Below are 12,660 nucleotides of genomic sequence, written 5' to 3' on the forward strand. Positions count from 1 at the left end.
AAGTATTATTTTTGAATTTTATAAATATTGAACGAGGGAGAGGAGATATTTTTATGGATTCAAAAACTTATGAAAAGCTACAGGCACTACGTAGATATAAAGAGCCAATTCAAGCAGTATTGAGAACGGTTAAAAGACATGATAAAGAAGATCCAGATACTGAATACGCTGAGTTTGCCCTTGAAAACGGTAAGATTATAGGTATTTGTAAAAAAGAAGACTTCTCAGATTATTCTTTTAGAAGTATTACACAATTCACAGGTAATATTTTTAATGTAGTAATCACTCAGATGTCTGATGAACTGGATGTTAATAAAGTTAAGGTATCAGTAAAAGAAGCAAGTAGGAGATCGGCAGACGCTTTAATTCGTGAATTAATAGAATTGGAGCAGGATGAAAAATTGCAAGAGCCAACTTACGAAGCAGAAGTAACAGGGTACAACATGAACGCTCAGGTTCCTACTATATTTTTACGCATTAATGGTGCGGAATGCTTCATGAAATTACATGAACTAAACTATGGAAGGGTATATAAAAACGCTGTGGATCGCTATGCGCCTATTGGTGAACGCATCCCAGTTAAGGTTCTACAATTTAATCCGGAGCAACGACTAATTCACGTTTCTAGGAAAGCGGCAGTGGAAAATCCTTATCAGTTGTTATCTGAATTAGCTGAAGGGGACACAATTGTAGGGCGAGTTGTAAATGTTGACCCGCGTTTTGGAGTTTTTGTTGAATTGGACCAAGGCTGCACAATTAAAGGAATTGTCCCTAAAACAATCGAACAGCCAGTATTGGATGAAGTAGTAAGTATGAGAATTGTGAATGTGGATGTAGAAAAAGAGAGAGGGTCGGGGGTTATCTTCAAGTTTCCTTTTGGACGCAAAAAAGTTAACGACCCAACGGCGTTTTTATATAACTAATGAGTGCGCCGCAGGTTTCCGTACAAGAGAATGGAAAGGCGGTTCAATATTGGCTTAATAGGGACCAATCTTTATCACTTTGGGATGACCCCTCTTTACAGGGGGGACCAATTCTTCCAGATAAATTCAAACCACTCACAGACTTACGTAGTATTTATGACAGAATTAATTCAGGTTTTATAAATGAAAAAGACAATTTAATACTAAAGCTTATTTGGGATTCATTAGCAATTACTGAAGCTCAAATTAAAAATTTTGTGGAGTCTAAAATTAGTAGGTCTCAGGTTTCCGAATCGCTGAAAAAGCTAGTATTGTATGGATTTGTTAGTAGATGGGAGATAAAATCGGGGCTATTTCCGGATCAACCTAAAACCTCTGCTCCAATTACACTAAATACTGCAGGTCATTTAATGATGTGGGCTTATCATAACCGTAATACAAACTATTCATTAAAGCCAGAACAGTGGTTAAAACTTGGGGTGGCGGGTGTACAGAGATTTGTCACTATGAATCAGATAAAATATGAGTTTGCAGTAGGCCAACAGTTATTAAAAAATTGGTGCTGGTATCCGAAGCTACAAGGTACTGGTAGGGGATATAATCCAATTGCTGTTGGAGAAATTAAAACTCCAATTGGAAATCAAAACTTCATATTTGAAAGGGTGCAACAGGGGCAGCGATATGCACAGCACTTAAAATCGCGATTGAAAATTTGGGAAGATCAAATTCAAAATGGACCAAATAATTTATTGAACTTCGAAAATACGAAGAGTTTACCAGGCATTTTTATTTTATCTATATCAAATCTTGCTTTAGCAGAACATGTTAGAAAGGAGCTAATGTTAGACTTACGAAAAATTCCTATAATGCTCGTAATAGACGAATGTATTCACGGTGAAGGATTCGCAAAATCTTTTTATATTTCAACTCAAAACGGAATTCAGCAAGCACCATTACCATTTTTGAGATAACAAGAGCTGCTTCAGGTAAATATGCTGAAGCAGCTTTTTTAGTTAAAAAGTAAGGTAGATAACAGTCATTTGTAGTGTACTAAATAAGATGGAGATGAATGAACTGAATGATTTAAATCGAGGTCAGAAATGATTAGTAAGATACAAATTTGAACTACCCCCACTTTCACTTCATTTAGAAGAGGGTGATTCCTAAGTAAAAAGTTCTATTGAACTTTAATTTATTAGGCTAACCCCGCAGTCCTTGCGGTTAGAAGTCTTATTGCCTCATTTTTTATATTGATACTTGCATTAATATCCCTATCATGGTGTGTACAACAAGAAGGGCAGTTCCATTTACGTAGGTTTAGATTTTTAACGTCTTTGTTTTGATATCCACAACAAGAACATAATTGGCTGGAAGCAAATGTTTTCGATACAACAATGACTTGTTTGCCGTACCATTTTGATTTATATTCCAACATTGTTCGAAACTGTGACCAGGAAACCTCACTAATTGCTTTTGCTAATTTATGATTCTTTAACATATTTGATACTTGCAAATCCTCTATACCGATAACATCGTGGTTTTTGATGATTTCAGTTGAAATTTTGTCCAAGTAATCTTTTCTAGCATTTGATATATATTCATGAATTCTAGCTACCTTAATTCTTTGTTTATCCCATCGAGAGGAACCTTTTGTTCTTCTCGAAAGCACACGCTGTGCTTTTGCCAACTTTTCTTCTAAAAATCGGAAAAATTTTGGGTTTTTGTAGATTGTTCCATCTGACAAAATGGCGAAATCTTTTAGTCCTACATCAATTCCAATGCAAGAATGTGTTTTTGGAAGTTCTTGCACTTCTGTTTCAACTAATAACGATACAAAGTATCTACCAGAAGGGTTCCGTCTAACTGTAGCATTTACAATACGTCCATCTACTTCACGACTTTTAGCAAATCGAACAAGACCTAGTTTTGGTAATTTTATTTTGTTGCCTATAACGGCAATATTTTCATTTGTTTGTTTTGTGGTATAAGATTGTATGTTGTTCTTCTTAGATTTAAAACACGGAGCACTGTTTTGTTTTTTGAAAAATCGTGTATACGCATCCGCCAGATTGCGAACAGACGACTGAATCGCAATACTATCTACTTCTTTTAGCCAAATAAACTCTTTTTTCATGGCAGGGAGTTTGGCAGAGCATGTACCATATGTCAAACCTTTCCCTGTCTCTTTGTATGCGTTATCCCATAGAGATAGGAAATGATTGAATACAAAACGAGAACAACCAATCGTTTTATTGATTAGGATCGCTTGTGCTTTATTTGGATAGATACGAAATTTATATGCTTTATTGATAATTATTTGTTTCACCTCCATTTCGATATATGTCTATTATAAACCAAACGTACATTCGATATGTAGTGAAGTGATTATGAAAAATTGTCAAGTAACAATTTACTATCTGTTAAACAATTAAGATGGCATCCTGCCATCCCTTGTACCAAGTTAATCTATCTTCCATCGTCTCACTTTACGTTCCTTGAGGCAGGAGTTGTCTTGGTTAAAATGATATAAGCATGTTTGGTAGTAATGCCAAATATGCTTATATATCCGTTGTTTATTTTGTCAAATACTTTAGAAGGGGGATATAATTATGAGAGTGTTTTTATCCAGGGAGGCAGCGGTGAACATGGATTTAAGACAATTTGAAATGAATACTACTTATGCACTTGTAAATTATGGCGAACCAAAAACTGCTCTTATGAAGAAAGTTCAAATAAATATTACTAAAATTGAAGATATGAAACTTAAAGTAGAAGTGATTGAAGAGAGAGAGGGACCAAAGGTGTATGGCTTCTCAATTAAAGACTTTTTTGATGAACTAGTCAAAGGAGTAGAAAATCATCCGAAATTTAATCTAACATACTATGACATTGATGGTGCTAAAGCCATTGTTTCTTATGATTTCACTCTCAATTCAAAGGCACCTGATATAGAGATTAATAAATTTATCGATTTTATAGAGGGGCAAATTATTGGAGTACATTTAGAAGTTTTTAAAGCTTTTAATTTTCCAGCAAACAAACCAAAGAATAGTTAGAAAGGTTGTAAATACATGAGAGGTAAAGGTCATTGTTTCAATGACCTTTTTTACTTGAATATGTATGTATCAATTATTTCGGATGTGAAAAAATATTAGGGTGTTGATGGGTTGTATAATATTATGTAGTCACATATAGGAGCTGGGTAAATGAAAATAGTTGCATGGAATGCAGGCATGGCATTTAGGAAGAAAATCGATAAAATATTACCGCTTAAAGCAGACATATTGGTAATTTCAGAGTGTGAAAAATCGGAAAAATGGGGAAAAATTGACAAAGAAAAAGGTATCAAAAAATTTTTATGGGATGGCGATAATCCAAACAAGGGTATTGGAATAATTACTTTTGATAAAAGGTATCAAATTGAAATTCATCCTGATTATGATAGGTCATTTCCCTATATTGTTCCAATAAAAGTCTCTGCTGACAAACAAGAATTTATAATGTTTGCTGTTTGGTCACAAAAGGGTGAAAAACGTTATGATAGTTACATAGGACAAATATATTTAGCATTAGAGAAATATGCATCTTTATTAAATGAGCCATGTATTATTGTAGGTGACTGGAACAGTTGTAAGCTATATGATCGAATCAAAAGAGTTAAGACACATTCTGAGGTGGTTGAATTTCTTGAAGGATATGGGATTAAGAGTGCATATCATCACTTTTCTGAGGAAGAACAAGGTGAAGAGTTAAAAGCGACCCATTATTTTAGAAAAGAAAAAGCGAGACCATTTCATATTGATTGTCTATTTGCCTCTGAAATATTTCTTAACGAATTAGAATCTATTGAAATAGGTTCTTATGAAGAGTGGATTGAGTTCAGTGACCATATGCCAATAAGTGCTGAATTTAAAAGGTGAAAAATAATTTTATAGTATCTTAAATTAAATTGAAAAAACCAACTATTAAAAAATAGGTGGTTTTATATGTGAATTTTAAAGACAAATTATAATCTATTATCTATTTTATATTAAAAATTACTAATTCGTATTATATATGTATTCACGTGTACCCAACTTTTCCTTATAAATATTTTCAATATCGAGTATTTCATCATTTACGAGATTAAGAGTTACTATTGACACAATAATTACATGGATGGGTGAGTGAGGTTAAGTATTTCTATATTAGAACAACAGATGACACTATAATTGATATGTGTTTTAGTGGGTTTCCTGAAGTGCTTGCTGTATACGAGGGATTCACTGAAGCACAGATTAAGAAAAAATACAGAGGAAGAATACAATGAAAATTTCATTTTGTATTAATACTTTTAAACCAAGTAAAAAGGCTCTGCTGTTTCCAGCAGAACCTTTACTAAAATGGCAAAGAGTAACTCTTACCTTACTCTTTGTTCACATAATACAGGATTGTTAGCAAAAATCCAATACTCTATATGTTGAGAAATAAAGAATCTTATCTTTTTTTCATAAATTAAAGAGCAGCTAGCAAAAGATAACTGGATATGTTAAACATAGAAAATTTAGCATTTTCATTTTGATAGTAAAAGGGTAATTCCTATTTTTAGTTAAATTGGATTACCAGGGGCTTTTATTACAGAAACCCCACCATTTCAGACTATAGCTAAGTTTATGTTTTCATTAAGATTTCCAATATTCGTAACAATACGATAATGAATTGGAGCTGGTGGCGTTACTGGGTCGCCTGGGGTATCTACCCATTTAATAGTTTCTAGAAACACTTGTATCTGACAGCAAGATATTGTCACGTTTAATAGTGATTTGTCATTTTTAGATTCTATAGGAACTAAGACCTCCATAATTAGAACGTTATTTGTATTTGGCTCAAGTAATATAGATTCAGGTTCTGGTGCAGGGAGAGTGAAAAATATGGTCAGTCCAGTCGGCTCAGTGCTAACAGTGGGTCTAGTAGGTATTGTAAATGTTGGAGTAGATGGAAATATAGGTCCAATAAGATTTGGATCAAATGCGGCAGCAGATAATTGATGATTAGACATCAATTCTTCATTATCATTTTTATTTGATACATATTCATCTCCAAGAAATCACTAATCATATTTAATGAATGCATAAATACAGGGAAATATGATTAGGTGTTAATAGATTGAAAAAAGGGAAAAGTAAATGGTTATTTGTTCGACAGATAATTGTTTGTGGATTGTTAAAATGAGGGTAAATATTAGTAGAAAGCACACTTTAGTACTTCTCAAAAGCTGCAGTTTAAGGGATGAAAATAGTACTCTTACCAAGAGGAGGGGCACTTTCTCTCAAGATTGCACTACACTAGATTATCAAAGATATCTGTTAATATTTAGCGGAAAGATTATACTATTTAAAAAAGGGGCTATATATGGAAAGAATAAATAAAATTCTAGGTGATTTTGCTGATATAAATGCAGAAGAATATGTAAGTAATTATTATGAACTTAGTGTTATGTCAGAAAATAAAAAGGACAATATTTTTGAAATTGCAAGAAAGGCGACATACGCTACAAGTAATGACACATTAGAACTCATACACTTGAAAGAATGGAAAAAAGAATTCCTTATTTGCCAATATCCCAATGGAGAGTCTTCTTGGCTTGGGAAGATACCATATGGATATGATTTAAATGGATTGACTTCGAAGGAATATATAATAGAGCAGTTATTAAATGTATTCAGTCAAGAACCAGATGAGGTTTATTGGATTAAATTAGATCCAGGAGGTTATTATGCATGCTGTTATGAAGAATATTTGTTTAAGACAAACAAAGGAATTTATTTCTTTAGTATGCAAGTACACGATTAAATATTTAGGGTTAAAAATATAGTTTTATTTATAAAAAAATTCACAATAAAATGATCTAATAATAAAGAAGAAGTCTCCATGTCAAAGGGATATAAGAATTAAATGAAGAATACAGATAGCCCAAGTGAATTTTGTATTCTTCTTAATTCCTATTATGTTTTTAAAAATAAAGTTAAAAAACCAAGCACCTAAAATTGTAACTGTTATCTCAAAAATTGTAATTACCCATTCTAGTATAGTATGTTCCACATCAGGAGAGGCACCAGCCATACTAAGAATAACTATAACTGGAAATGAAGGTATATAAACAAGTAAATAAGAAAAAAAGTAAAAAATATATTTTAACAATGTTTTTCCTTCCATAAGAACGACTCCTTATATAGAACTTATAATAAATATGGAATTTTTACACTTACTCAAAAGTTACAAATGATATTTTTTAAGTACATTAAATTATAACAGGAAGTATAACTTTGCATAAAATGCAGGTTTATGCTTCTTTGGGTTACTGCTTTTATTTAATAAAAAAGACGCGATGTTTTGAGGAAAGTAGTGATGTTTGTCCCCCTTAATTCGGTTTATCTGTTAAGAGATAATAAAGTTGTTTAATTTCTATCCATTTAAAGGTGTTTTCACTCAAAAATCAATAATAAAGTTGTTTGACTCTTGTTCAACTAAAGCACCCGTTAGTTGAATAACTTACCTATACTGTTTCGGATCTTTTTCTCTTCTAATTGGACCATTATGAGCAATACTCCATTCAACAACTCGGTCAGTAATTCTATCATATAAATCGTCTTCAAGATAAGGATTTTCATAATCGAGTAATGTTTTAATATCAAATTTAATTTCTTTTAAAGAATTGCTTTCGAAGGTTTTACTGTCATTTAAAATATCCCAAATGTATTCGCAAAAACGCTCAAAGCCCTCATCCCAATTACCATTCCCATTGTTTTGTGCTTCATATCGAAGCTTTTCTACTGCTCTTATTAGTTCACCTTCGATAGTGTCTGATTGACCATTCTTTGGAACTTGGTTTTTCCAAATGTTTTTAGCTTCTTCAAAGTACTTCATAATAGCCTCCTTGAAAATCTTTTCGCTCTTTTTATAAAACATGTACTTTAATAACAATTTCCTTTTAATAAATTATAGCATTCCTTATTAAACTATCCTGCACCGTTAGTTCAATAAGAATTAAACAACTTTAAAGATCCTTACTACAATATGATTTGTAGCCAGGCTCTTATATTTTTAGATCAGAATTAAATAACTTTATTATCACTTTACATTTTATTTGAAACAAAATTTTTTCCGTTATCTATTAAATTAAATTGATATAAGAATAATTTTTACTGCGCCTTCATCTACTATCCGGATGTATAGGTTCGTAATATCCTGTTTTTAAAAAAATTCTGTATTTCTCATAAATTATTAAAATTTAGAGACAGTTGCATAAGAAAGACATCTTCAACTGAGGAAGACGTCTTTTTACTTACTAAGCCAATTATATAGAAGCAGCTTCTTTAACTCTATCAGCTTCATCTTTATTTAAAACTGTATGTTCGCCTTTGAAGTTTATTACATCAGCACCATTTTCATTAAAGTACACTGTTACAATTAATGCTGAGAAACCTTCATTACTTTTACTTATTTCAAGGATTAAATCTGGTATCTTTTCTCTAACATCAAATTGTTTATTAGCAGACCACTTTTTTTCTTTAAAAACATCGTTAATAATTTTAATTTTTTTACTATCATTTGTTTTTTTGAATTGTGCATCGTGAGGATTTGTCGCTTTACCTACAGATAGGATGGTATCTGAGGAATTATTAACAGTGCATCCAGCGATTATTACTACTAAACTTAGCAAAAGTAATAATCGGATAATTACTTTCATTAAATCACCTTCTTTTAGTTAAATATATGATATTATACGGACAATATTCTAGTTCATTGACGGTACATCCTTTTTAAAACTAAAAAGCATTCGTTCTTGCGTGGGAACGAATGCTTTTTTATGCTTAAGGAACTATCTTCATATACCCTTGACCACTATGCCAATATAGATAATGGTCAGATCTTGAAGTAACTGAATAACCGAAAGAAACGCTTGGCGTATTAACACCATAACTATATGTTTGTGTTGTATTTCCATAGTTATAAAAATCACCGGATACAAGATAGTTTAATCCTTTTTGATCATTATTCCATGCTTTTACTTCACCTTCAAATTGCTTAGTTGTTCCCCAAAGGTCTTTTCTAATTAAACCTGCATGATTTACGTTTCCAATCCATCCGAAACTTCCATCACGACATTTTTGAACAATTGTATATAGATATGGGTAATAAAATTTTCCAGTATCTAATTGTTTAGTAGCTTCACCATAATCACAAGTCCCCAATGTTTGCAGGTTATTTGGATTTTTTGCCTTTACTTCTTGAATAGGACGTCCACTACGTTTTGCTATACGTTCCATTGCCTCTTCGTATGTCAATTCTTCAAATGTAGTTGTACTGTCGATTCTTTGGATATTACCAGCGGCTGAGGCGGGGTCAATACCTAGTAAATACCAAACAAACATAAATGCTAATGAAATACTAATAATTTTTTTCATTTTTCTCCTCCTTTTATAAAATTAGAACTTAAATAATTGATATGCTAAACTTCCCTTAAAAAGTAATATTTTCCATTAAAACAAATTATTTAATTTTAAATTAGGTATGATTGCTTATTTTCTATTCAGAAAGATACTGGAGAAATAGAAAGTGTTTTGATATTAGGAAAAATAGATTAAATTTGATTGCTTGTTACAATATCGCTATTCATACCATTTTGTACAGTTCTAATTAGTCATGAAATATTTGAAAATAGAGAAAAGAAGGAGATGCAAGATGCCAATTAAGATTTCAATGAAAATTAGTAGGTAGTGGGTTTCTTGTATGGGAAGACTTAATAAATAAAACTGTTTATACTGTAGCTAAAATAATAAAGGGAATAAGATTTTTTATGAAAATTGAATATGAGCTTATTGTAGAAAAAATATAAAATAAGGATCCAATAAACATTATTATTCAAATATTAATTCTAAATCAAAATGAAAAACAAATTGAATATCGTACTAATTGTTTATATAATGTACCTAAGAATTACTTTTTTCTTTTTATCATCCATAAATACTACAGCCCTTTCGGGGAAATGACTTTGTGAAGCGCATTGCTTTCAAAAATTCATATACCCGAAAGGGTTTTTTGTGTTTAAAAAACAATTAGGCTTCTGCCGTTGATATAGATATTTCTATAAAGAAAGGACGAAAGTAGTTGAATATATTTGAAATGGACTTTTATTATGCAATTATTCCAGAGGAATTGTAACACTTCCACTACCTTATTAAACAAATTTCATTCTAAATAGTAGGAGGAAAAACAATGCATGTTACAACTAAAAACAATGAACTAAATGGATTTGAGCGAATAGCTAAGATTTTAGAAGACGTTGAGATATCTGATACTCATCCGCGGATGATAGAAGTTCTTGTAGAAGGTAAAACCTATCAGTCTGCCTTTTGCTTTGCACATGTCGTTGCTGATATTGGGCAGCGTGCTCCTTTGTACAATAATTGGAGGCATTGATAGTACAGTACAAAGTGTTTATTATGGCACAAGCTGCAAAAAGGGCCTTTCGAATTGGTCAGGAACAAGAGTGTAGGTTATTCTATTTTGCTTACTCAAATTCGTTTCAAGAAGCGATGGCTCAGTTAATAGCGGAAGAAAATCGAGCTAGTCAGGCTATTAATGGAACTGTGTCATCCGAAGGGTTATCAGCCATGTTAGGAGATTCAGGTGATCTTCAGACAGCATTAATCAAACAAATACAAAATGGAAAGAAAATTAAAGGCACAACTGAAGAATGGGTAACTCATGCGTCTGTGAGAGCGCGAGAATTACTTAATAGAAAAACTAATAAGACTAAATCTCTTGAAGAAGGCGTATATAACTCCTTAATTTCATGGATGAAGAAGAAGGGTATTCATGAAGTTATGCTATCTTCAGTTAACCATGATAAGAAGAAAATAGTTGAACGAATACTTAAAGATCAAATAAGCGGATTTAAATATAAAGAAAATGAGCTTATGGTAGATGAGATTGTTGCATCTGGTACAACTAATGTATCGGATTCAGATGTTTATCAACACTTGTATGATGTAGCAGCGTATATACAATTTGATGATATCGAAATAGTACCTGAGACAAAAAAATCAATTAAGAAGATACGAAAAATTGCAGAAGGTCAATTAGCGATGAATTTATTTGATTTTTTAAAAAAATCGAAAAGCAAAGAGGGATTTAATAAAAAAATTAAACATTAAGGGAGGAAATTGTAATGATAGGTGAAACCTTTAAAAATTTATTATTAAGTCTGGCTGGTTTAATAGTGGGGTTGAGTGCTATATATTTAATAATTAAATATAGCTTTAAATTAACAGTAGAAAAAGCTATACCTAATTTAATATCCTATGCTAGCTTATATTTACCAGGAGTTATAACATTTGGCTTAGTTGGGTATTTTTCAAGCTCATGGATTTTTGGAATTGTAATGGGTGTTATAGTTGAGGCAATTCGTTTCTATGGGGTAGGAAGAATACTAAATCAAATATCCTCTTCTTTAAGAGCGATGAAAGTAAAAATTGCTATTGCAAGAGCAAATAAGAAAGCAAATGCTAAAAATAAACCTTTAGAGGTAATTGAAGTTGCTCAAGTTAACCTTGAAAAAGAGAGCATTGTACAAGAGCAACCAGTAATTGAATTGAAAAAAGAACAAAAGGAAATTATAAAAACAGAAGCGCCGGAAATAATTGATGATGTAGAAGATTTAGAAGAAATGGAAGGTTTAGAACGTATAGCGGTACTCGAGCACATAGAAATGGTCGCAGAAACTAAAGAAGAAATACTAGTGGAAAATGATACTGCAGTTAAACGTGAACGTAAGCAGGCAGAAAGTACACCTGATACACAGGAGATATATGAACAATTACAACTTGTTTTAATTGGTGGAGATTTAGAAAAAAATAATGAAGAAATTAGTTTGGATTAATAAAAAAGCCATTATCACTTCATAGTGATAATGGCTTTTAATATTTAGAAAAGATTATTTAATAACTTTTTTAAATTTACGACCAAAAGTAATTAACATACCTGCAAGGATTGCTAATATGCCTGCTGCTGTTGCATTATTTGAATTTGCACCTGTTTTTGGAAGCTCTTTAATGGTATCTTTTTTATTTTCCAAAGTACTAATAGTATTGTTATTGCTGCTAGTATTATTATTGTCAGAGACGTTTCCAGAATTAGTGTTGTTATTGTTATTATCAGAACTGTTTCCAGAATTAGTGTTGTTATTGCTATTATCAGAACCATTTCCAGAATTAGTATTGTTATTATCAGAGACGTTTCCAGAATTAGTGTTGTTATTGTTATCATCAGAGACGTTTCCAGAATTAGTGTTGTTATTGTTATCATCAGAGACGTTTCCAGAATTAGTGTTGTTATTGTCATTATCAGAACCGTCTTCAGTGTCTTTGTCTTTCACAATAACTTTTTGTGTTGCGGTTACTTCATTTCCACTTGCATCACGAACTAGGAACTTTACTTCGAAATTTCCCGCTTTAGATGTATCAACTTCGCCCATATGAATTACTTTATCAGTAATATCACCATCTTCATTATCGGTAGCTTTAACACTAGCAAGTGGGTTGAATTTATCACCCACATTGATAATTACTTCAGCAGGTACCGTTAAAACTGGAGCTTCATCTTTAGGCTCTACTTTCTGTTTTACAGTTACAGTTTGTTTAGCGGTAACAGTATGTCCTTTAGAGTCAGAAACAGTATAAGTTAACTCGTACGT

The 12,660-nt window shown here is 31.9% G+C and carries 15 protein-coding genes; 8 read left to right on the plus strand and 7 right to left on the minus strand.

From position 1 onward, the window contains the following. The first annotated feature begins 53 nt into the window (after positions 1–53). Together JDS82_RS27700 and JDS82_RS27705 are read left to right on the plus strand one after the other, a co-directional pair. The gene (locus tag JDS82_RS27700; protein WP_199714269.1) at positions 54–923 is read left to right on the plus strand and encodes an RNA-binding protein; all 870 of its coding nucleotides are present in this window, start codon (positions 54–56) and stop codon (positions 921–923) included. Beyond that, the gene (locus tag JDS82_RS27705) at positions 923–1,894 is read left to right on the plus strand and encodes a hypothetical protein (protein WP_098058697.1); all 972 of its coding nucleotides are present in this window, start codon (positions 923–925) and stop codon (positions 1,892–1,894) included. Before JDS82_RS27700 ends, JDS82_RS27705 begins: the two co-directional genes overlap by 1 nt. 224 nt (positions 1,895–2,118) lie before the next feature. Here JDS82_RS27705 and tnpB read toward each other — a convergent pair whose 3' ends face one another. Next, entirely contained in the window at positions 2,119–3,240 is a 1,122-nt protein-coding gene (tnpB, locus tag JDS82_RS27710; RefSeq protein WP_199714274.1) for an IS200/IS605 family element RNA-guided endonuclease TnpB, read from the minus strand. 292 nt (positions 3,241–3,532) lie between these two features. Here tnpB and JDS82_RS27715 point away from each other — a divergent pair, with 292 nt between their 5' ends. Together JDS82_RS27715 and JDS82_RS27720 are read left to right on the plus strand one after the other, a co-directional pair. Beyond that, positions 3,533–3,979 carry a hypothetical protein gene (locus tag JDS82_RS27715; protein ID WP_199714270.1) on the plus strand — a complete coding sequence of 149 codons (447 nt, stop codon included), beginning with the start codon at positions 3,533–3,535 and terminating at the stop codon, positions 3,977–3,979. Positions 3,980–4,129: 150 nt separating this feature from the next. After that, on the plus strand, positions 4,130–4,843 hold the full coding sequence (locus JDS82_RS27720) for an endonuclease/exonuclease/phosphatase family protein (protein ID WP_199714271.1): 714 nt from the start codon (positions 4,130–4,132) through the stop codon (positions 4,841–4,843). Between the two features lie 713 nt (positions 4,844–5,556). Here the strand turns inward: JDS82_RS27720 and JDS82_RS30285 are convergent. After that, positions 5,557–5,961, minus strand: a complete 405-nt coding sequence (locus tag JDS82_RS30285) for an exosporium leader peptide-containing protein (RefSeq protein ID WP_346011137.1) — start codon at positions 5,959–5,961, stop codon at positions 5,557–5,559. A 353-nt stretch (positions 5,962–6,314) separates the two neighbouring features. Here JDS82_RS30285 and JDS82_RS27725 point away from each other — a divergent pair, with 353 nt between their 5' ends. Continuing rightward, on the plus strand, positions 6,315–6,755 hold the full coding sequence (locus JDS82_RS27725; RefSeq protein ID WP_064472525.1) for a hypothetical protein: 441 nt from the start codon (positions 6,315–6,317) through the stop codon (positions 6,753–6,755). 81 nt (positions 6,756–6,836) lie between these two features. Here JDS82_RS27725 and JDS82_RS27730 read toward each other — a convergent pair whose 3' ends face one another. The 4 genes from JDS82_RS27730 to JDS82_RS27745 form a co-directional block, all read right to left on the minus strand. Continuing rightward, the gene (locus JDS82_RS27730) at positions 6,837–7,118 is read right to left on the minus strand and encodes a hypothetical protein (protein ID WP_242474944.1); all 282 of its coding nucleotides are present in this window, start codon (positions 7,116–7,118) and stop codon (positions 6,837–6,839) included. Between the two features lie 336 nt (positions 7,119–7,454). Further along, the gene (locus tag JDS82_RS27735) at positions 7,455–7,829 is read right to left on the minus strand and encodes a hypothetical protein (RefSeq protein WP_064472527.1); all 375 of its coding nucleotides are present in this window, start codon (positions 7,827–7,829) and stop codon (positions 7,455–7,457) included. Between the two features lie 430 nt (positions 7,830–8,259). Continuing rightward, the gene (locus tag JDS82_RS27740) at positions 8,260–8,652 is read right to left on the minus strand and encodes a hypothetical protein (protein ID WP_199714272.1); all 393 of its coding nucleotides are present in this window, start codon (positions 8,650–8,652) and stop codon (positions 8,260–8,262) included. Positions 8,653–8,776: 124 nt separating this feature from the next. Continuing rightward, complete coding sequence (locus tag JDS82_RS27745) at positions 8,777–9,370, minus strand: hypothetical protein (protein ID WP_060751971.1); 594 nt, start codon at positions 9,368–9,370, stop codon at positions 8,777–8,779. An 811-nt stretch (positions 9,371–10,181) separates the two neighbouring features. On the opposite strand from JDS82_RS27745, the gene JDS82_RS27750 reads away from it, so the two are divergent. Genes JDS82_RS27750 through JDS82_RS27760 form a run of 3 tightly spaced genes read left to right on the plus strand, consistent with a single transcriptional unit; the run spans position 10,182 to position 11,847 of the window. Beyond that, entirely contained in the window at positions 10,182–10,385 is a 204-nt protein-coding gene (locus JDS82_RS27750; RefSeq protein WP_242474945.1) for a hypothetical protein, read from the plus strand. Then, positions 10,382–11,122 carry a hypothetical protein gene (locus JDS82_RS27755; protein WP_176359547.1) on the plus strand — a complete coding sequence of 247 codons (741 nt, stop codon included), beginning with the start codon at positions 10,382–10,384 and terminating at the stop codon, positions 11,120–11,122. Before JDS82_RS27750 ends, JDS82_RS27755 begins: the two co-directional genes overlap by 4 nt. A gap of 14 nt (positions 11,123–11,136) precedes the next feature. Then, the gene (locus JDS82_RS27760) at positions 11,137–11,847 is read left to right on the plus strand and encodes a hypothetical protein (RefSeq protein ID WP_064472529.1); all 711 of its coding nucleotides are present in this window, start codon (positions 11,137–11,139) and stop codon (positions 11,845–11,847) included. Between the two features lie 54 nt (positions 11,848–11,901). Here the strand turns inward: JDS82_RS27760 and JDS82_RS27765 are convergent. Next, positions 11,902–12,660 (minus strand): LPXTG cell wall anchor domain-containing protein (locus JDS82_RS27765; protein ID WP_199714273.1); only part of this gene is annotated, 759 nt, incomplete at its 5' end.

Origin of the sequence: Bacillus cereus group sp. N14, from assembly GCF_016483555.1 — a bacterium.
Taxonomy (GTDB): domain Bacteria; phylum Bacillota; class Bacilli; order Bacillales; family Bacillaceae_G; genus Bacillus_A; species Bacillus_A wiedmannii.

Coding starts and splice junctions, on each gene's coding strand:
- JDS82_RS27700 (WP_199714269.1), top strand. CDS start 54: ATGGATTCAAAAACTTATGAAAAGCTACAGGCACTACGTAGATATAAA.
- JDS82_RS27725 (WP_064472525.1), top strand. CDS start 6,315: ATGGAAAGAATAAATAAAATTCTAGGTGATTTTGCTGATATAAATGCA.
- JDS82_RS27745 (WP_060751971.1), bottom strand. CDS start 9,370: ATGAAAAAAATTATTAGTATTTCATTAGCATTTATGTTTGTTTGGTAT.
- JDS82_RS27760 (WP_064472529.1), top strand. CDS start 11,137: ATGATAGGTGAAACCTTTAAAAATTTATTATTAAGTCTGGCTGGTTTA.
- JDS82_RS27715 (WP_199714270.1), top strand. CDS start 3,533: ATGAGAGTGTTTTTATCCAGGGAGGCAGCGGTGAACATGGATTTAAGA.
- JDS82_RS27705 (WP_098058697.1), top strand. CDS start 923: ATGAGTGCGCCGCAGGTTTCCGTACAAGAGAATGGAAAGGCGGTTCAA.
- JDS82_RS27720 (WP_199714271.1), top strand. CDS start 4,130: ATGAAAATAGTTGCATGGAATGCAGGCATGGCATTTAGGAAGAAAATC.
- JDS82_RS30285 (WP_346011137.1), bottom strand. CDS start 5,961: ATGTCTAATCATCAATTATCTGCTGCCGCATTTGATCCAAATCTTATT.
- JDS82_RS27730 (WP_242474944.1), bottom strand. CDS start 7,118: ATGGAAGGAAAAACATTGTTAAAATATATTTTTTACTTTTTTTCTTAT.
- JDS82_RS27750 (WP_242474945.1), top strand. CDS start 10,182: ATGCATGTTACAACTAAAAACAATGAACTAAATGGATTTGAGCGAATA.
- JDS82_RS27735 (WP_064472527.1), bottom strand. CDS start 7,829: ATGAAGTACTTTGAAGAAGCTAAAAACATTTGGAAAAACCAAGTTCCA.
- JDS82_RS27740 (WP_199714272.1), bottom strand. CDS start 8,652: ATGAAAGTAATTATCCGATTATTACTTTTGCTAAGTTTAGTAGTAATA.